This is a genomic window from Dorea longicatena, assembly GCF_025150085.1.
Classification (GTDB): domain Bacteria; phylum Bacillota; class Clostridia; order Lachnospirales; family Lachnospiraceae; genus Dorea_A; species Dorea_A longicatena.
In genome coordinates this window covers 1,993,006-2,012,163 of record NZ_CP102280.1, presented here as the reverse complement: position 1 = coordinate 2,012,163, position 19,158 = coordinate 1,993,006, and the positions used below count along the sequence as shown (strand labels likewise).

At 45.2% G+C, this 19,158-nt stretch carries 14 protein-coding genes and 3 rRNA genes; 16 read left to right on the top strand and 1 reads right to left on the bottom strand.

Going from position 1 to position 19,158, the window contains the following annotated elements:
• Positions 1 to 51: 51 nt before the first annotated feature.
• The 13 genes from pyrE to radA all read left to right on the top strand — a co-directional run bounded on the left by pyrE (position 52) and on the right by radA (position 12,180).
• Positions 52 to 732, top strand: a complete 681-nt coding sequence (gene pyrE, locus NQ508_RS09605; protein WP_044920250.1) for an orotate phosphoribosyltransferase — start codon at positions 52 to 54, stop codon at positions 730 to 732.
• Between the two features lie 20 nt (positions 733 to 752).
• Complete coding sequence (locus tag NQ508_RS09600) at positions 753 to 905, top strand: hypothetical protein (RefSeq protein WP_006427999.1); 153 nt, start codon at positions 753 to 755, stop codon at positions 903 to 905.
• A 30-nt stretch (positions 906 to 935) separates the two neighbouring features.
• Positions 936 to 1,415 (top strand): VanZ family protein, encoded by a 480-nt coding sequence (locus tag NQ508_RS09595; RefSeq protein ID WP_022416275.1) that lies wholly within the window; start codon positions 936 to 938, stop codon positions 1,413 to 1,415.
• The gene (locus NQ508_RS09590; protein ID WP_006427997.1) at positions 1,384 to 1,776 is read left to right on the top strand and encodes a DUF6142 family protein; all 393 of its coding nucleotides are present in this window, start codon (positions 1,384 to 1,386) and stop codon (positions 1,774 to 1,776) included. The genes NQ508_RS09595 and NQ508_RS09590 overlap by 32 nt, the downstream gene beginning before the upstream one ends.
• The gene (locus tag NQ508_RS09585) at positions 1,777 to 3,819 is read left to right on the top strand and encodes an aminopeptidase (protein ID WP_006427996.1); all 2,043 of its coding nucleotides are present in this window, start codon (positions 1,777 to 1,779) and stop codon (positions 3,817 to 3,819) included. It abuts the gene before it with no gap.
• A 42-nt stretch (positions 3,820 to 3,861) separates the two neighbouring features.
• Positions 3,862 to 4,374: a 5-(carboxyamino)imidazole ribonucleotide mutase gene (gene purE / locus NQ508_RS09580; RefSeq protein ID WP_044920249.1), complete on the top strand. Its 513-nt coding sequence runs from the start codon at positions 3,862 to 3,864 to the stop codon at positions 4,372 to 4,374.
• 48 nt (positions 4,375 to 4,422) lie between these two features.
• Complete coding sequence (purM, locus tag NQ508_RS09575; RefSeq protein WP_006427994.1) at positions 4,423 to 5,448, top strand: phosphoribosylformylglycinamidine cyclo-ligase; 1,026 nt, start codon at positions 4,423 to 4,425, stop codon at positions 5,446 to 5,448.
• On the top strand, positions 5,442 to 6,068 hold the full coding sequence (gene purN / locus NQ508_RS09570; RefSeq protein WP_006427993.1) for a phosphoribosylglycinamide formyltransferase: 627 nt from the start codon (positions 5,442 to 5,444) through the stop codon (positions 6,066 to 6,068). The genes purM and purN overlap by 7 nt, the downstream gene beginning before the upstream one ends.
• A gap of 24 nt (positions 6,069 to 6,092) precedes the next feature.
• Positions 6,093 to 7,367 carry a phosphoribosylamine--glycine ligase gene (gene purD, locus NQ508_RS09565; protein ID WP_006427992.1) on the top strand — a complete coding sequence of 425 codons (1,275 nt, stop codon included), beginning with the start codon at positions 6,093 to 6,095 and terminating at the stop codon, positions 7,365 to 7,367.
• Positions 7,368 to 7,515: 148 nt separating this feature from the next.
• A complete protein-coding gene (locus tag NQ508_RS09560) occupies positions 7,516 to 7,887 on the top strand; it encodes a GntR family transcriptional regulator (RefSeq protein ID WP_006427991.1) in 372 nt (123 codons plus the stop codon).
• A gap of 20 nt (positions 7,888 to 7,907) precedes the next feature.
• Positions 7,908 to 10,343, top strand: a complete 2,436-nt coding sequence (locus NQ508_RS09555; protein WP_006427990.1) for an ATP-dependent Clp protease ATP-binding subunit — start codon at positions 7,908 to 7,910, stop codon at positions 10,341 to 10,343.
• Between the two features lie 56 nt (positions 10,344 to 10,399).
• On the top strand, positions 10,400 to 10,813 hold the full coding sequence (locus NQ508_RS09550; RefSeq protein ID WP_006427989.1) for a hypothetical protein: 414 nt from the start codon (positions 10,400 to 10,402) through the stop codon (positions 10,811 to 10,813).
• Positions 10,813 to 12,180: a DNA repair protein RadA gene (radA, locus tag NQ508_RS09545; RefSeq protein WP_006427988.1), complete on the top strand. Its 1,368-nt coding sequence runs from the start codon at positions 10,813 to 10,815 to the stop codon at positions 12,178 to 12,180. The genes NQ508_RS09550 and radA overlap by 1 nt, the downstream gene beginning before the upstream one ends.
• A 121-nt stretch (positions 12,181 to 12,301) precedes the next feature.
• On the opposite strand, the gene NQ508_RS09540 is transcribed toward radA, so the two are convergent.
• Positions 12,302 to 13,483, bottom strand: coding sequence for an MFS transporter (locus NQ508_RS09540; RefSeq protein WP_006427987.1), 1,182 nt, complete (start codon positions 13,481 to 13,483; stop codon positions 12,302 to 12,304).
• A 682-nt stretch (positions 13,484 to 14,165) separates the two neighbouring features.
• Here NQ508_RS09540 and NQ508_RS09535 point away from each other — a divergent pair.
• The 3 genes from NQ508_RS09535 (at position 14,166) to NQ508_RS09525 (ending at position 19,118) form a co-directional block, all read left to right on the top strand.
• A 16S ribosomal RNA gene (locus NQ508_RS09535) occupies positions 14,166 to 15,697 on the top strand.
• Between the two features lie 70 nt (positions 15,698 to 15,767).
• Positions 15,768 to 15,885, top strand: a 5S ribosomal RNA gene (rrf, locus tag NQ508_RS09530).
• Between the two features lie 340 nt (positions 15,886 to 16,225).
• A 23S ribosomal RNA gene (locus tag NQ508_RS09525) occupies positions 16,226 to 19,118 on the top strand.
• The 16S, 23S and 5S rRNA genes sit together here, the layout of an rRNA operon.
• Positions 19,119 to 19,158: the final 40 nt, after the last annotated feature.

Here is a 19,158-nt window from a genome sequence, read left to right as displayed (position 1 = left end):
ATGATGCAATAATAAGACACACAGCGTCTGAAATATATGGAGGTAATCAAAATGGAAAGTTATAAGCAGGAGTTTATTGAATTTATGGTAGAGAGCGACGTGCTCAAATTTGGAGAATTTACATTAAAGAGTGGAAGAAAATCCCCGTTTTTTATGAATGCCGGAGCCTACGTAACAGGATCACAGCTTAAGAAGTTAGGTCAGTATTATGCAAAAGCAATCCATGATACATACGGAGATGACTTTGATGTATTATTCGGACCGGCCTATAAGGGAATTCCGCTTGGAGTTGTAACAGCGATCGCTTACAGTGATCTGTATGGAAAAGAAGTACGTTACTGTTCTGATCGTAAAGAAGAGAAAGACCACGGTGCAGATAAGGGAAGCTTTCTTGGAAGCAAATTAAAAGATGGAGATCGTGTGATCATGATCGAAGATGTGACAACATCAGGTAAATCCATGGAAGAGACTGTTCCGAAAGTAAAAGGCGCAGCAGATGTAACAATCGTAGGTCTGATGGTATCTCTGAACCGTATGGAAGTCGGAAAAGGCGGCGAGAAGTGTGCGTTAGATGAGATCAAAGATCTGTACGGATTCGATACAGCAGCAATCGTAACGATGGAAGAAGTTGTAGAATGCCTGTATAACAAAGAATGCAATGGAAAAGTTGTGATCGATGATACATTAAAAGCAGCAATCGACGCATATTATGAACAGTACGGAGCAAAATAGGAACGGGGGAGAACACGAGTATGAATGAAAAAGCATATAAAGCAATGGGATTAGCCGGTGCTGCAGGAATTGCAGTGGGTATTGTTGTTACAGTAGTAGGAATCGCAGCAGGTGTGATCTCTATTATCAGCGGTGCCCGTTTACTGAAAGAGAAAAAAGGAATACTTTTTTAATACCGAAGAGATACGGGAGGTTGTAGGACATTGGATTCAAAGAAGCGAAAAAGAATCCGGATACTGGGAAAGATATTATTTATATTATATGTAATATTTATTATATATTTCCTTCTGTTCTCTGACTGGTATGGACGTACGGGGGAGATGCGGGAATATCACTACAATCTGGTATTGTTTAAAGAAATCAAAAGATTCTGGCAGTACCGTGAGCAGGTGGGATTCTTTGCAATGTTCACTAATTTATTTGGAAATGTACTCATATTTGTTCCATTTGGATTTTTCCTTCCGATGGGAAGCAGGCAAAGAAGCTTTTTCGGTACAGCATTTTACAGTTTTGGACTGAGCCTTTGTGTGGAAGTGTTCCAGTTTATCACAAAAGTCGGAAGCTTTGATGTAGATGACCTGTTACTGAATACGATCGGAGGAATCTGTGGATATATACTATTTGTAATATGTGCGGCAATAAGGAGAAGACATGCTGGGAAAAAAACTAAGAACAGAAGATGACAGAATCAAAGCGGCAGCGAAAGCACGCAAGAAAAAGCGTAAAAAAATGATTAAAACGAAATATGGACAGAAAGCAGTCAGACACTCCAAAAGGGGTGTCTATTCCTGTACTTATGCAGTAGTGATTGCCTTCCTGGTGATCGTCATGATCCTCTTTTCGTTTATGAATAAAGGAAATGTAAATATATTAATGGGATTTTTCGGACTCGGAACCTGTGCGATGGCAGTGATCGGAATCTGGCTTGGCATCAAGGGATTCAGAGAACGCGAAAAGATCTATACGACCTGCAAGGTGGGAATCACAGTAAATGCGGTATTCCTTGTTGCTATGGTTGCATTATTTGTCAGGGGGCTTATGTAGATGATAGAAGAAAGATATGAGCTGGCACTTGACCGTATCCGTCTGATGCAGACAGAAGATACGGTTGGGGAGCCTTACAAAGACTATTTTAAGAAGATGGCAGAGTTCGTGCTTATGCTGGACGAACTGAGAACAGAACTTCTGGATGGCAGATACCAGAAGCTTGAATTAGATGAATTAAGAAAATGGAACAGACGGCTGTATCAGGATGTTTTGCCGGGGCAGTATGAGAAAAGTTATGCGAATCCGGATTATGCGTGTAAGATGCTAGGAAAAGAATCGGGACAGATTCTGGGAATGTTATATGCGGAACTTCGTGGGGCAGTCGTTTATGTTTTTGAAGGAAAGACAGAATATCTGGCAATCCTGTATGAATTGTTGATCGAGGTATACAACCAGTTCGAAGAAGAACCGGATCCGAAGGCTGTCCGGGATACGTTCTACTGGTATGCCAGTGATTACTGTGATGTATTCCTTGCGGACCGCATCCGGGAGCAGGTTTTGCCGGAGGAGTCATTTGCAACAGATCTGATCATGAACAGTGATCTTACAGATCTCAGATATCTGTATCAGTTTGGAGAGTACATCAGTGAAAATGAATGGAAGACGGCAGAGCATCTGAACAGTCTTCCGGAAGAGACGATCCGGAAGATGGCAGATGTCTATACAGAAGGATACCGCATCGGATTCGTGAATACGGGAAAAGATCTTTCGAAGAAATCAGTGGTAAACATCCGTTACATTCTTGGATTCGAGCGCGTGGTGAAAAAAGCAATCGAGAATTTCGAAAAAATGGGCTTAAAACCGGTCATCTACCGTGCGGCAGTCAGTGTGCTGACAAAGAGACAGCATATTAAGATCGGATATTATGGAGCAGTGGCGAACAAGCAGTATGAATATGATCACAAAGATGACCAGGCACTCTTCATGGATAAGAAATATCTGGAGCGTAAACTGGAAGTGATGCAAACGACTTACGAGCATCATAAGAAAGAAGCCGCCGGATTCGCAGGACCGGCATGCATCGATATGTTCGGAGAAGAGCCGTTTGAACCGGAAGCAAAAGAGACAGTCGCAAAGCTTTCAAAGAGTCAGGAAGAGATGATCCTTCAGTATGACAGCCGCCAGAGCCAGATGGTGAACCAGTATATCAAGGGAGAAGAAAGAAGCTTTACGATCATTGCCTATCCGGTACCGGAGATCGGAGAGAAGTACGAAGAAATCTTCGACGAGATCATACGTATCAATACGCTGGATGCCAAATTATATGAGAAAGTACAGCAGACGTTGATCGATGCCCTGGATCAGGGAGAATACGTACACATTCTCGGGACAAATGGCAACCGTACGGACCTGAATGTACAGCTTCATCCACTGAATGATCCGAAAAAAGAGACAATTTTTGAGAACTGCGTGGCAGACGTAAATATTCCGGTCGGGGAAGTATTTACCTCACCGGTACTGGAAGGAACGAACGGAGTCCTGCATGTTAGCAAAGTCTATCTGAATGAACTGCAGTACCGTGATCTGGAAATCACATTCTCGAACGGTATGGTATCAGAATACAACTGTGCGAATTTTGAACGTGAACTGGAGAATAAAGCATATATTCATGATAACGTGCTGTACAAGCATCCGACACTGCCGCTCGGTGAGTTTGCAATCGGAACGAATACAACCGCATATGTAACTGCGAAGAAGTACGAAATCGAAGATAAGATGCCGATCCTGATCGCGGAGAAAATGGGACCACATTTTGCAGTGGGAGATACCTGTTACAGCTGGTGTGAGGATATCAAAGTCTATAACCCGAACGGAAAAGAGATCATTGCCAGAGACAATTCGGTATCGATCCGCAGAAAAGAAGATGTGTCAAAAGCATATTTCCATTGCCATACAGATATTACGATCCCGTATGAAGAACTGGGCAGTATTACAGTTATTACAAAGGATAAAAAAGAGATCACATTACTGGAAAATGGAAAATTTGTACTTCCTGGCACAGAGATTTTAAATGAACCATTGAAAAATTCTAATAAATAGGGTATGATTTATTTGTCAAACTTATAAGAAAGGATGAAAATTATGCCAAAAGTAGGAATTATTATGGGCAGTGACTCAGATCTTAAGGTTATGAGTAAGGCTGCAGTAATGCTGGAAGAGTTAGAAATCGAGTATGAGATGACGATCATCTCAGCACATCGTGAACCAGATGAACTGATTGAATGGACCAGAGGAGCAGAAGACCGTGGAATCAAGGTTATGATCGCCGGTGCAGGAATGGCAGCAGCCCTTCCGGGAATGTGTGCAGCATTATTTGCCCTTCCGGTTATTGGTGTACCTCTTTCAGGAAAGAATCTGGATGGAATGGATGCAGTGTTCTCAATCATGCAGATGCCGCCGGGGGTTCCGGTTGCAACCGTTGCGATCGACGGAGCAAAGAATGCAGCAATTCTTGCAGCAAAGATTCTTGCAGCTTCAGATGAAGAACTTCTGAATAAATTAAAAGCTTATACAGCAGAGCAGAAAGAGGCAGTCAAAGCCAAAGCAGCAAAGCTTGATTCTATCGGATATGAGGCATATCTGGCATCAAAATAATAGATATAAGAGTACAAAATAAACAACGAGTACAAAGGAGATCGGGTTATGGATTACAAAAAAGCTGGTGTGGATATTGAAGCAGGTTACAAGTCAGTAGAACTTATGAAAGAGCATGTAAAGAAGACCATGCGTCCGGAAGTTCTGGGCGGACTCGGCGGATTCTCAGGAGCATTCTCTCTTGCGAAGATCAAAGAGATGGAAGAGCCGGTACTGTTATCCGGAACAGACGGATGCGGAACAAAGGTAAAACTTGCCATGATCATGGATAAGCATGATACCATCGGAATTGATGCAGTAGCTATGTGTGTAAATGATATCGCATGTGCAGGTGGAGAGCCATTATTCTTCTTAGATTACATTGCATGTGGCAAGAACTATCCGGAGAAGATCGCATCGATCGTAAAAGGTGTGGCAGAAGGTTGTCTCCAGTCAGAAGCAGCACTGATCGGTGGTGAGACGGCAGAACACCCTGGACTTATGCCGGAAGACGAATACGACCTTGCAGGATTCGCAGTTGGTGTGTGCGACAAGAAGGACATGATCACAGGAGAAGACTTAAAAGCTGGAGATGTACTGGTCGGTATGGCATCTACAGGTGTCCACAGCAACGGATTTTCTCTGGTACGTAAAGTATTCGAGATGACAAAAGAATCCCTAGATACATATTATGATGACCTTGGAACGACACTTGGAGAGGCACTGCTTGCGCCGACAAGAATCTATGTCAAAGCATTAAAGAGCGTAAAGAACGCAGGCGTGAAAGTGAAAGCCTGCAGCCATATCACAGGCGGCGGATTCTATGAGAACATTCCGAGAATGTTAAAAGACGGAGTAAGGGCTGTTGTAGAAAAAGACAGCTACCCGATTCCTCCAATTTTCACAAAGCTTGCAAAAGAGGGTAACGTTGACGAGTATGCAATGTACAATACTTATAACATGGGTATCGGTATGATCGTTGCCGTTGATCCTGCTGATGTGGATAAGACAATGGAAGCAATCAAAGCGACAGGTGATACTCCGTATGTGATCGGTCATATCGAAGACGGAGAAAAAGGAGTGACATTATGCTAAATGTCGTAGTTCTGGTATCCGGCGGCGGAACGAATCTGCAGGCAATCATAGATGCGGTAGATTCCGGCGTGATCACGAACACGAAGATTGCCGGTGTGATCAGTAATAATAAAAATGCATATGCACTGGAGCGTGCCGAGAAACACGGCATTCCGAATCAGTGCATTTCTCCAAAAGATTATGAAAGCCGTGAGATTTTCAATCAGGAATTTATGAAGGCTGTAGATGCTCTGCAGCCGGATTTGATCGTACTGGCCGGATTCCTTGTAGTGATTCCTGCAGAAATGATCGCAAAATACAGAAACCGTATGATCAATATCCATCCATCCCTGATTCCGGCATTCTGCGGAACCGGGTTCTATGGGCTGAAGGTGCATGAAAAAGCACTGGAACGCGGCGTGAAAGTGGTAGGAGCCACAGTGCATTTTGTGGATGAAGGGACCGATACAGGCCCGATCATTTTACAGAAAGCAGTTGAAGTAGAACAGGGAGACACTCCGGAAGTTCTGCAGAGACGTGTGATGGAGCAGGCAGAGTGGAAGATCTTGCCAAGAGCCATTGATCTGATTGCAAACGGCAAAGTAAAAGTAGAAGGACATCATGTGACGATCGAGTCATAGAGGATAAAGGAGCAGTGTAATAAGATGAAAGTATTAATCGTTGGAAGTGGCGGAAGAGAACATGCAATCGCATACAGCGTTGCAAAAAGCGATAAGGTAGACAAGATTTACTGCACTCCGGGCAATGCGGGAATTGCGGAATTTGCAGAATGCGCACCGATCGGAGCCATGGAATTTGACAAGATCGTAGCATTTGCAAAAGAAAAAGAGATTGATCTCGTAATCGTAGGAATGGATGATCCACTGGTTGGCGGTTTGGTAGACGAACTGGAAGCAGCAGGCATCCGCACCTTCGGACCTAGAAAGAATGCAGCCATCCTTGAGGGATCAAAAGCATTTTCCAAGGATCTTATGAAGAAATACAACATTCCGACTGCAGCGTATGAGAATTTCACAGATCCTGCCAAGGCAATCGAATATCTGAAGACAGAAGCCAAATTCCCGATCGTATTAAAAGCAGACGGTCTGGCACTTGGAAAAGGTGTGCTGATCTGTAAGGATCTGGAAGAGGCAGAAGAAGGCGTGAAGACGATCATGCTGGATAAGAAATTCGGTACAGCCGGTAATGAGATGGTTATTGAAGAATTCATGACAGGAAGGGAAGTATCTGTATTATCATTTGTAGATGGTAATACGATTAAGACCATGACTTCCGCACAGGATCACAAGCGCGCAGGAGACGGAGATACCGGTCTGAATACAGGCGGAATGGGAACATTTTCCCCAAGCCCGTTCTATACAGAGGAAGTAGACGAGTTCTGTAAGAAATATGTATATCAGCCTACAGTAGATGCTATGAAAGCAGAAGGAAGACCTTTCAAAGGTGTTATTTTCTTCGGACTGATGTTGACAGCAGACGGACCAAAGGTTCTGGAATACAATGCCAGATTCGGAGATCCAGAGGCACAGGTTGTTCTTCCTAGAATGAAGAATGATATCATTGATGTAGTAGAAGCTTGTATAGACGGTACTCTGGATCAGATCGACCTGCAGTTTGAAGACAATGCGGCAGTATGTGTCGTTCTGGCAAGTGACGGATATCCGGTGAAATATGACAAAGGACTTCCAATCAGCGGACTGGATGAATTTGGGAAACATGAAGGCTATTACTGCTTCCATGCAGGAACGAAGTTCGACGGAGACCAGATCGTGACCAATGGCGGACGTGTACTTGGCGTGACAGCAAAGGGAAAAGACTTGAAAGAAGCAAGAGCCAATGCATATACGGCTACGGAATGGGTGAAATTCGATAATAAATATATGCGTCATGATATTGGAAAAGCAATTGACGAGGCGTAAACAGCAAAAAATATGGAAACTGTGAATTGCAGTGGAATTTAATGCAAAAAGAATGAAAGAAAGAGCTTACGATTTAGGTTGTAAGCTCTTTTTAGTTGTGTTATAGTATCTCTATAACAAAAGAAAATGACAGGTAACAGGTGATAAGATGTTGATAGAAATTGATTTTAACAGCAATGAAGCAATCTATGTACAGTTGCAGAATCAGATCATCATGGGGATCGCAACAGACGCAATCCGTGAGGGAGATACCCTGCCGTCCGTCAGACAGCTGGCAGATACAGTAGGAATCAATATGCACACAGTGAACAAAGCATATTCGATCCTGAGGCAGGAAGGATTTATTCAGCTGGACAGAAGAAGGGGAGCAGTGGTCGCCATTGATGCGGATAAGGCACAGGCCATGCTAAAACTCCGGGAAAAGCTTGCGATATTACTTGCAAAGGGATGCTGCAAGAATATCAGCAGAGAAGATGTGCATGCATTGGTAGATGAGATATTTGACGAATATAGAAGATAGACAGAAAGGAACAGACAGGCATGGATTATACAAGACAAGCGAAGGAAGTGCTGAAGATCGCAGAAAAAAGTACGAAAGAGATGGCACATCCTTATGTGGGAACAGAGCATCTGCTTCTGGGACTCAGAAAAGTATACACCGGTGTTGCGGCGCAGGTTCTGGGTGCGAACGGAGTAGATGAGGAGAATATACAGAAAGTAATGTCTGAACTGATATCTCCGTCAGGAGAGATGACGGGCAGAAAGAGACCGGAATTCAGTCCGAGACTGGAATACATTCTGGAAGACAGTAAAGTAGAAGCGGAACAATTCCATTCAGAAGAGATTGGAACAGAGCATATGCTGATAGCACTTATCCGTGATATAGACTGTGTAGCGACAAAGATTTTAACGACACTTGGAGTCAATCTTCAGAAGATATATCAGGAAATATTTGAGACTGTTGGCATTGACCCGAAGGCTTATCAGGAAGAATACGGACCGGAAGGAGGAAGAAAGAACGGGGTACTGGATCAGTATGGTACGGATCTGACAGCAGAGGCGGAAGGAGGAAAGCTTGATCCTGTTATTGGAAGAGAAGAGGAGATCGGACGTCTGATGCAGGTCTTAAGCAGACGGACCAAGAACAATCCGTGTCTGGTCGGAGAGCCGGGTGTCGGTAAGACGGCAGTGATCGAGGGACTTGCAACGCAGATTGCAGAAGGTATCGTGCCGGAAGGAATTCGTGGAAAACGTATTTATACGATGGATCTGGCGAGCATGATCGCGGGATCAAAATACCGTGGAGAGTTTGAAGAGCGTATGAAGCGTCTGATCCAGGAGGTAAAGGCAGCAGGTAATATCATTTTGTTCCTGGATGAAGTCCATACGATCATCGGTGCAGGCGGCGCAGAAGGAGCAATGGATGCGTCTAATATTCTGAAACCGTCCCTTGCAAGAGGAGAACTGCAGCTGATCGGTGCAACGACGATCGTAGAGTATCGCAAATACATCGAAAAAGATGCAGCACTGGAAAGAAGATTCCAGCCGATCACGGTGGAAGAGCCGGATAAAGAGCAGTGTCTTGAAATCTTAAAAGGCTTATGCTCCAGATATGAAAAACATCACAAAGTAAAGATACAGGAAGAAGCACTGGAGGCAGCAGTGAATTACTCCAGCCGTTATATCAATGACCGTTTCCTTCCGGATAAAGCAATTGATGTGGTGGATGAAGCGTGCTCAAAAGTGAGCCTGCGTGGATTTAAAGTACCGGAAAATGTATACAAACTGGAAAAGACACAGACAGAACTGGCGAAAGAACTGGAAGATGCGATCAAGAGTGGCAATATGACAGAGGCCTCCATGCTTCACAAAGAACTGAATGAAGCAGAAGAAAAATTAGAACAGATTAAGAAACGTTTCCATAAGAGAAATGATGTAAAACATCTGGAAGTGACAGAAGAAGACATTGCAGAGGTCGTATCACAGTGGACCAAAATTCCGGTGAGCCGTCTGGCAGAGTCGGAAAGTGCGAAGTTAAATAAACTGGAACAGACATTGCATAAGCGTGTGATTGGTCAGGATGAAGCAGTAACAGCGGTTGCCAAATCTATCAAGCGTGGAAGAGTCGGCTTGAAAGATCCGAAGCGTCCGATCGGTTCGTTCCTGTTCTTAGGACCAACCGGAGTCGGTAAGACAGAACTTTCCAAAGCACTTGCGGAAGCACTCTTTGGAGATGAGAATTCCATGATCCGTGTTGATATGTCGGAATATATGGAGAAACACAGTGTGGCCAAGATGATCGGTTCGCCTCCGGGATATGTCGGACACGATGACGGCGGCCAGCTCAGTGAGCAGGTGAGAAGACATCCATATTCGGTTGTGTTATTTGACGAGATCGAAAAAGCACATCCGGATGTATTCAATATTCTTCTTCAGGTGTTAGATGACGGGCATATCACAGATTCACAGGGAAGAAAAGTAGATTTCTCCAATACAGTGATCATCATGACTTCGAATGCAGGAGCGCAGTCTATCATTGATCCGAAGAAACTCGGATTCAATACAAAAGAAGATGCGGCGGGAGATTACAAACGGATGAAGAATAACGTAATGAATGAGATCAAATTCATCTTCCGTCCGGAATTTTTGAACCGTATTGATGAGATCCTTGTGTTCCATCCGCTAACGACAGAACAGATGCAGAAGATTGTCGGTCTGATGTGCAAAGAACTGGTTAAACGCGCAAAAGAACAGCTGGGAATCCATCTTACAATCCGTGATTCTGTGAAGAAGCATATCGTAGAGACCGGCATGGATAAGAAGTACGGGGCAAGACCACTCCGACGTGCCGTACAGAACCAGTTAGAGGATAAACTCGCTGAAGCAATCTTAAGCGGAGAAATCGGAAGAGACATGGATGTCGTTGCCGGAATGTCTAAAAAAGAAATTAAATTTACGGCAAAGACTACAAATTAAAAATATTTTATTATATAATAGAATGAACGAAAGAAGAACCTTAGGAGGACGAAAAAATGGCAGCAGTGAAAGAGCTTTTAAGAGCTGAAACAGACGGTACACTTAGTTTTGGAGATTATACATTAGACAGCAAGACTAAGTTAGACGGATTTGATTTTCAGGGGGACATCTACAAAGTTAAGACGTTCAAAGAGATTACAAAATTAGAAAAGAACGGCATGTTTGTATACGAATCCGTACCGGGAACTGCAGTAGAGAATTTCAAAGCAACAGAGAACGTAGTTTCGTTTAAAGTATGTGGAGAGACAGATTTTCAGTTTACACTTGGAATGGAAGCAGATGCAGAATACGTTGTATACATGGATGATGTGAATATCGGAGATATGACAACGAACTTAAGTGGAAAACTCAGCGTAAGTGCAGAAGCAGAGGCTGGAAAAGAGATTGAGATCAAAGTCGTAAGAAAATAATGGCAAAAGCAAAGAAGAGTATATATTTCTGTCAGAATTGTGGACATGAGGAGAGCAAGTGGCTCGGACAGTGCCCGATGTGTAAAGAATGGAATACATTTGTAGAGGAAAAGGTGAGTACTCCGGTAAGTGGTGTATCCAGAGGAAGCAGCGTGGCGAAGCCAAAGAGCCAGGTTGTGACATTGTCCAGTGTATCGACGACAGATGAAGAACGAACAAAAACTGGAATAAAAGAATTAGACAGAGTATTAGGCGGGGGAATCGTACAAGGTTCCCTCGTATTAGTAGGCGGGGATCCCGGAATCGGAAAGTCCACATTATTGCTTCAGGTGTGCCAGAAACTGGCGGACAAGCAGAAGAAGGTGCTCTACATTTCCGGTGAGGAATCACTGAAGCAGATCAAGCTGCGTGCAAATCGTATGGGAGAATTTGCAGACAGCCTCTTTTTATTATGTGAGACGAATCTTGCAGCAATTCAAAGTGTGATTGAGAAAGAGACACCGGATGTGGTTGTGATTGATTCGATTCAGACGATGTATAACGAAGAGGTATCGTCTGCGCCGGGAAGTGTATCTCAGGTGCGCGAATCCACGAATGTATTGATGCAGCTCGCAAAAGGACTGAATATATCCACTTTTATCGTAGGACATGTGACGAAGGAAGGAACGGTTGCGGGACCGAGAGTGTTGGAGCATATGGTGGATACTGTGCTTTATTTTGAGGGTGACAGACACGCATCATACCGGATCTTACGTGGAGTAAAGAACCGTTTTGGTTCTACAAATGAGATCGGTGTGTTTGAGATGCGGAGAGAAGGACTGTGCGAAGTGGAGAATCCTTCGGAATTCATGCTGAGCGGCAAGCCGGAGAATGCGTCCGGATCTGTGGTGGCATGTGCGATGGAAGGTACAAGACCAATGCTGATGGAGATTCAGGCATTGATCTGTCGGAGTAATTTTGGAATGCCGAGAAGAACTGCGGCGGGACTGGATTATAACCGTGTCAATCTGCTGATGGCAGTTCTGGAAAAGAGGATGGGTCTGCCGTTATCCAATTATGATGCTTATGTCAATATTGCCGGTGGAATCCGTATGAATGAACCGGCGGCCGATCTTGGGATTGTAATGGCCATTGCTTCCAGCTATAAGAATAAACCGATCGCAGAAGATACGATCGTATTCGGGGAAGTAGGATTGAGCGGGGAAGTAAGGGCTGTGACCATGCCGGAGCAGAGAGTTGCAGAAGCAAAAAAGCTTGGATTTAAGACTTGTATTGTACCAGCGGTTGCATTGAAGTCCATTGGAAAAGTGGATGGAATAGAAGTGATCGGGGTCAATAGTGTGAATCAGGCGATGAATTATATTTAAGTATGGTTAGAACCGGAGGGAATGAAGCTGTGTGGCTTTTTAGTGTCCCTGCCGGTTCTTTTTTTATTGCCATGCGTACGGAAGAAGCTGGCAATAGCAGATTTTCTGTGTTGAGAGGAAATTATACGGTATGTGTTTTTCGGATAACTGTTTCATACATGAAGAACATAATGCATAAAAAGAGTCCAAGATAAGCCGGAAAGAGTGTAATGCTTATGGATCTTGCAATGATACCAAAAAGTGGGGGCATCAGGCAGGTGCCGATATAAGCGAAAGCCATCTGAACTCCGATGATCGCCTGAGACTTATCTGCTCCGAAATGTGCGGGAGTTGAGTGGATAATGGATGGATAAATCGGTGCACATCCCAATCCGATGAGGATAAGTCCGGCTAAAGCGACTGTTTTCCCGAGTGGCAGAAGCATGGCAAGGACACCGAGCAGTATAATACCTTCACCAAGATGGATCATCTGCGAATCATTTAATTTAAACGTAATGAAGCCGCTGATGCCTCTGCCCACAGTAATTCCAATAAAGAAGAGACTGGCAAATCCGGCCGCTTTCTCGGAAGAATATCCAAGGTGCAGTACGAGGTAACTGCTGGCCCAGAGAGAGGATGTCTGCTCAACTGCAGAGTAACAGAAGAAAGCAAAGAGAATTTCCCTGGCTCCTGGAATCTGAAAAATCTGCTTTAATGTCAGGACAGGTAAAGTATTGCCAGAGCCGGAAGCAGATTGTCCGATATGTTCTTTCTTATGAAATTGTTTCCAAAGAGGAAGGCTGATGATCAAAATAGCAGTAAGTCCTATCTGGAAAATCGAAATATAACGGTATCCCATAGACCATCCCTGTTTATTAGACAAGGCGTATCCCATAATATAAGGTCCGATAGAAGCACCGACACCCCACATACAGTGCAGCCAGCTCATATGTCGGCTTTCGTAATGAAGAGCAACATAATTGTTAAGTGCTGCATCGACACTTCCACCGCCCAACCCGTAAGGAACTGCCCACAGACACAATGCGATAAAAGAATGACTGACAGAGAATCCGAATAAAGCAACAGCAGTGGTAGCTACACTGATGGCAGTAATCTTACCGGTGCCAAGTTTTTTGGTAAGTCTGTCACTTTGCAGACTGGATATAACTGTACCGGCTGCTATGATCATGGAAATGATTCCGGCATAAGAAACAGGTACATGAAAGGCCGGATACATAGAAGGCCATGCAGATCCTAAAAGTGCGTCCGGAAGACCAAGGCTGATGAATGCCAAGTAGATTACGGAAAGTAATAAGTGAAACATGTAATAATAACTCCTTTTATTTTATATAAGAACAATCATAAAAGGAAAGAGGATCGGTGTCAAGAAATGGAGATGGGCAATTTATATAGAAGAAAATATGAAAAAAGAAGTAAATTATCTGAATTATCTAAATTGCAGAAAATATAAAAACAATCTTGACAATTCAAACCCCCTTGTGGTATATTAATCTAGCTGTCGCGTTAGACAAGGCCGTGAGGTAACAGAGTCGAAGCAGAAGACGGCGCTAACTGATTGGAAAACAGCAGGTAATGCTGAATGGTAATCAGAAATCTTCAGGAATTGCTCCTGAAAAAAAGAATAAAATAACAGTTGACAAACACAACTGATTATGATATTCTTAATAAGCTGTCGCTTGAGACAAACGAATGTTTGACGAAAGGATAGCGGTCGAACAGCTGAAAAGCTGGTCGAAAAAAGATTAAAAAAGTTCTTGACAAACGTCAATGAATATGATAATCTAAATAAGCTGTTTCAAACAGCAAAGACAAAGAACCTTGATAATTAAACAATAGACAACAACCCTGAAAATTCTAAAGAGAATTATTCAGAACAGACATTTAATGTCGAACCTTAAAACAGTAAAGGGGATAAGAAAGCTAGTAGTTTTCTTGAACTGGAACGAACTTGATTTTAAGTCCGAGTCAAATCGGAATTAAAGATTTTTAACGAGAGTTTGATCCTGGCTCAGGATGAACGCTGGCGGCGTGCTTAACACATGCAAGTCGAGCGAAGCGCTTTGGAAAGATTCTTCGGATGATTTCCTTTGTGACTGAGCGGCGGACGGGTGAGTAACGCGTGGGTAACCTGCCTCATACAGGGGGATAACAGTTAGAAATGACTGCTAATACCGCATAAGACCACGGTACCGCATGGTACAGTGGTAAAAACTCCGGTGGTATGAGATGGACCCGCGTCTGATTAGGTAGTTGGTGGGGTAACGGCCTACCAAGCCGACGATCAGTAGCCGACCTGAGAGGGTGACCGGCCACATTGGGACTGAGACACGGCCCAGACTCCTACGGGAGGCAGCAGTGGGGAATATTGCACAATGGAGGAAACTCTGATGCAGCGACGCCGCGTGAAGGATGAAGTATTTCGGTATGTAAACTTCTATCAGCAGGGAAGAAAATGACGGTACCTGACTAAGAAGCCCCGGCTAACTACGTGCCAGCAGCCGCGGTAATACGTAGGGGGCAAGCGTTATCCGGATTTACTGGGTGTAAAGGGAGCGTAGACGGCACGGCAAGCCAGATGTGAAAGCCCGGGGCTCAACCCCGGGACTGCATTTGGAACTGCTGAGCTAGAGTGTCGGAGAGGCAAGTGGAATTCCTAGTGTAGCGGTGAAATGCGTAGATATTAGGAGGAACACCAGTGGCGAAGGCGGCTTGCTGGACGATGACTGACGTTGAGGCTCGAAAGCGTGGGGAGCAAACAGGATTAGATACCCTGGTAGTCCACGCCGTAAACGATGACTGCTAGGTGTCGGGTGGCAAAGCCATTCGGTGCCGCAGCTAACGCAATAAGCAGTCCACCTGGGGAGTACGTTCGCAAGAATGAAACTCAAAGGAATTGACGGGGACCCGCACAAGCGGTGGAGCATGTGGTTTAATTCGAAGCAACGCGAAGAACCTTACCTGATCTTGACATCCCGATGACCGCTTCGTAATGGAAGTTTTTCTTCGGAACATCGGTGACAGGTGGTGCATGGTTGTCGTCAGCTCGTGTCGTGAGATGTTGGGTTAAGTCCCGCAACGAGCGCAACCCCTATCTTCAGTAGCCAGCAGGTTAAGCTGGGCACTCTGGAGAGACTGCCAGGGATAACCTGGAGGAAGGTGGGGATGACGTCAAATCATCATGCCCCTTATGACCAGGGCTACACACGTGCTACAATGGCGTAAACAAAGAGAAGCGAACTCGCGAGGGTAAGCAAATCTCAAAAATAACGTCTCAGTTCGGATTGTAGTCTGCAACTCGACTACATGAAGCTGGAATCGCTAGTAATCGCAGATCAGAATGCTGCGGTGAATACGTTCCCGGGTCTTGTACACACCGCCCGTCACACCATGGGAGTCAGTAACGCCCGAAGTCAGTGACCCAACCGTAAGGAGGGAGCTGCCGAAGGTGGGACCGATAACTGGGGTGAAGTCGTAACAAGGTAGCCGTATCGGAAGGTGCGGCTGGATCACCTCCTTTCTAAGGAATAAAAGTAAGGGTTGTTATCTATTGTTTAGTTATTAAGGCTGTCAAAAGCTTAATAATGATTTTTGGTGGCGATGCGCTTAGGGGAAACACCCGTTCCCATACCGAACACGATGGTTAAGACCTAAGCGGCCGATGGTACTTCACTGGAGACGGTGCGGGAGAGTAGGTGGCCGCCAAATCTAAAAAAGAGAAATAGTACATAAGATAAAACTGGTTTTTACCAGTGATCAGAGTTTTAAACATTGTTTAAGGTTCTGATGGCTGATAAACTTCAGTCAAAATGAATAGATGTAAAGCTTGAAAGAGTGATACATCACCATGTACCTTGAAAATTGCATATAAGAAATAGAAATGATAAGATTTTTAAATATCTTAATCAAGACATCCGAGGTAATTGTTATAAACAGAGTAATAATTACTGTCTGAAGAAAACAGACTTAAATAAAATTGACCTTAAGCCAACGCCGATAACGCTATATCGGTGTAGCGATCATTCATTCCCGTGAATGAAAGCAAGTTGGTCATGCTAGAAAGAGCGTATGGTGGATGCCTTGGCACTAAGAGCCGATGAAAGACGTGATAAGCTGCGAAAAGCTTCGGGGAGGAGCAAATATCCTTTGATCCGGAGATCTCTGAATGGGGAAACCCACTTGAGCAAACCTCAAGTATCCTAACGCCAATACATAACGTTAGGAGGGGAACCCGGTGAACTGAAACATCTAAGTAGCCGGAGGAAGAGAAAACAACATGTGATTCTGTGAGTAGCGGCGAGCGAAAACGGAAGAGCCCAAACCGGGGTGCGTGCATCCCGGGGTTCGGACCGCATAATTGATTCAACAAATTTAGCAGAACGGTTTTGGGAAAGCCGGCCAGAGAGGGTGAAAGCCCCGTAAGCGAAAGATGAGTTGACATGGCGGTATCCAGAGTAGGTCGAGACACGTGGAACCTTGACTGAACATGCGGGGACCACCCCGTAAGGCTAAATACTCCTTAGTGACCGATAGCGCATAGTACTGTGAAGGAACGGTGAAAAGGACCCCGGGAGGGGAGTGAAACAGAACCTGAAACCATATGTTTACAAGCTGTGGAACCACTTTATATGTGGAACCGCGTACTTTTTGTAGAACGGTCCGGCGAGTTGCGCTGGCTGGCGAGGTTAAGCACCAAAGGTGTGGAGCCGAAGGGAAACCAAGTCTTAATAGGGCGAATGAGTCAGTCGGAGCAGACCCGAAACCGGGTGATCTATCCATGTCCAGGTTGAAGTTGCCGTAAAAGGCAATGGAGGACCGAACCCACATCCGTTGAAAAGGGTGGGGATGAGGTGTGGATAGGGGAGAAATTCCAATCGAACCCGGAGATAGCTGGTTCTCCTCGAAATAGCTTTAGGGCTAGCCTCATATAAGTCTTGCGGAGGTAGAGCACTGAATTTCCTAGGGGGCGTCAAAGCTTACCGAAGAATATCAAACTCCGAATGCCGTGTAGATGTTGTATGGGAGTCAGACTGTACGAGATAAGTTGGACAGTCAAAAGGGAAAGAGCCCAGACCTGCAGCTAAGGCCCCAAAATGTGTGTTAAGTGGAAAAGGATGTGGGATTTCAAAGACAACTAGGATGTTGGCTTAGAAGCAGCCATACATTCAAAGAGTGCGTAATAGCTCACTAGTCGAGAGGTCCTGCGCCGAAAATGTCCGGGGCTGAAACACACTGCCGAAGCTCAGGAATGTACCTAGTACATTGGTAGAGGAGCATTGTATACGGGACGAAGCAGTACCGATAAGGAGCTGTGGACTGTATAGAAGAGAGAATGCCGGAATGAGTAGCGAGAGGAAGGTGAGAATCCTTCCGGCCGAATATCTAAGGTTTCCAGAGTAAAGCTGATCTGCTCTGGGTAAGTCGGGGCCTAAGGCCAGGTCGAAAGACGTAACCGATGGACAACAGGTTGAAATTCCTGTACCTTAAGTAAACAGAACTGTGGGGACACGTGTGGAGAGCACAAGCCGGAAATGGAAAAGCCGGTGCAAGCGGGGTAGGAGTACAGTAGGCAAATCCGCTGTACAATCCGAAGACGTGATGCGGACCGAATTAAGAGTAGGGAAGTGTGTGAGCCATGCGTCAAGAAAAGCCGCTATTGTTTTACTTAAGCCCGTACCGTAAACCGACACAGGTGGATGAGGAGAGAATCCTAAGGCCGACGGGAGAAGCATTGTTAAGGAACTCGGCAAAATGACTCCGTAACTTCGGGAGAAGGAGTGCCAGCGAGAGCTGGCCGCAGAGAATTGGCCCAAGCAACTGTTTAGCAAAAACACAGGTCTATGCAAAACCGTAAGGTGAAGTATATGGGCTGACGCCTGCCCGGTGCTGGAAGGTTAAGAGGAGAGGTTAGCGGTAACGCGAAGCTTTGAATTTAAGCCCCAGTAAACGGCGGCCGTAACTATAACGGTCCTAAGGTAGCGAAATTCCTTGTCGGGTAAGTTCCGACCCGCACGAAAGGCGTAATGATTTGGGCACTGTCTCAACAATGCACCCGGTGAAATTGAAATACCAGTGAAGATGCTGGTTACCTGCGCCAGGACGGAAAGACCCCATGGAGCTTTACTCCAGCTTGATACTGGGATTCGGTATTGCATGTACAGGATAGGTGGGAGGCTAGGAAGTGATAACGCCAGTTGTCACGGAGCCGCTGTTGGGATACCACCCTTGCAGTATTGGATTTCTAACCAGCGACCATGAACTGGTCGGGGGACAATGTCAGGTGGGGAGTTTGACTGGGGCGGTCGCCTCCGAAAGGGTATCGGAGGCGCTCAAAGGTTCCCTCAGAATGGACGGAAACCATTCGAAGAGTGCAAAGGCAGAAGGGAGCTTGACTGCGACACCGACGGGTGGAGCAGGTACGAAAGTAGGACTTAGTGATCCGGTGGTATAAAGTGGGATTGCCATCGCTCAACGGATAAAAGCTACCCTGGGGATAACAGGCTTATCACTCCCAAGAGTTCACATCGACGGAGTGGTTTGGCACCTCGATGTCGGCTCATCGCATCCTGGGGCTGAAGTAGGTCCCAAGGGTTGGGCTGTTCGCCCATTAAAGCGGTACGCGAGCTGGGTTCAGAACGTCGTGAGACAGTTCGGTCCCTATCCGGCGTGGGCGTAGGATATTTGAGAGGAGCTGTCCTTAGTACGAGAGGACCGGGATGGACTGGCCGCTGGTGTATCTGTTGCATACCAAGTGCATGGCAGAGTAGCCAAGCCGGGACGGGATAAACGCTGAAGGCATCTAAGCGTGAAGCCCCCCTCAAGATGAGATATCCCTACGTAAGTAGTAAGACCCCTTGAAGACGACGAGGTAGATAGGTCAGAGGTGGAAGTACAGTAATGTATGGAGCTGACTGATACTAATCGGTCGAGGGCATGACCAAGCAAGGTGATAGGTAGGATGAAAGAAAATATTTCTTGTAT

What these genes read in the sequence shown, in the direction of transcription:
- purE (WP_044920249.1), top strand. Translation starts at nt 3,862, where the DNA reads ATGCCAAAAGTAGGAATTATTATGGGCAGTGACTCAGATCTTAAGGTT.
- NQ508_RS09550 (WP_006427989.1), top strand. Translation starts at nt 10,400, where the DNA reads ATGGCAGCAGTGAAAGAGCTTTTAAGAGCTGAAACAGACGGTACACTT.
- NQ508_RS09540 (WP_006427987.1), bottom strand. Translation starts at nt 13,483, where the DNA reads ATGTTTCACTTATTACTTTCCGTAATCTACTTGGCATTCATCAGCCTT.
- NQ508_RS09555 (WP_006427990.1), top strand. Translation starts at nt 7,908, where the DNA reads ATGGATTATACAAGACAAGCGAAGGAAGTGCTGAAGATCGCAGAAAAA.
- pyrE (WP_044920250.1), top strand. Translation starts at nt 52, where the DNA reads ATGGAAAGTTATAAGCAGGAGTTTATTGAATTTATGGTAGAGAGCGAC.
- purM (WP_006427994.1), top strand. Translation starts at nt 4,423, where the DNA reads ATGGATTACAAAAAAGCTGGTGTGGATATTGAAGCAGGTTACAAGTCA.
- NQ508_RS09600 (WP_006427999.1), top strand. Translation starts at nt 753, where the DNA reads ATGAATGAAAAAGCATATAAAGCAATGGGATTAGCCGGTGCTGCAGGA.
- radA (WP_006427988.1), top strand. Translation starts at nt 10,813, where the DNA reads ATGGCAAAAGCAAAGAAGAGTATATATTTCTGTCAGAATTGTGGACAT.
- NQ508_RS09590 (WP_006427997.1), top strand. Translation starts at nt 1,384, where the DNA reads ATGCTGGGAAAAAAACTAAGAACAGAAGATGACAGAATCAAAGCGGCA.
- purN (WP_006427993.1), top strand. Translation starts at nt 5,442, where the DNA reads ATGCTAAATGTCGTAGTTCTGGTATCCGGCGGCGGAACGAATCTGCAG.
- NQ508_RS09585 (WP_006427996.1), top strand. Translation starts at nt 1,777, where the DNA reads ATGATAGAAGAAAGATATGAGCTGGCACTTGACCGTATCCGTCTGATG.
- NQ508_RS09560 (WP_006427991.1), top strand. Translation starts at nt 7,516, where the DNA reads ATGTTGATAGAAATTGATTTTAACAGCAATGAAGCAATCTATGTACAG.
- purD (WP_006427992.1), top strand. Translation starts at nt 6,093, where the DNA reads ATGAAAGTATTAATCGTTGGAAGTGGCGGAAGAGAACATGCAATCGCA.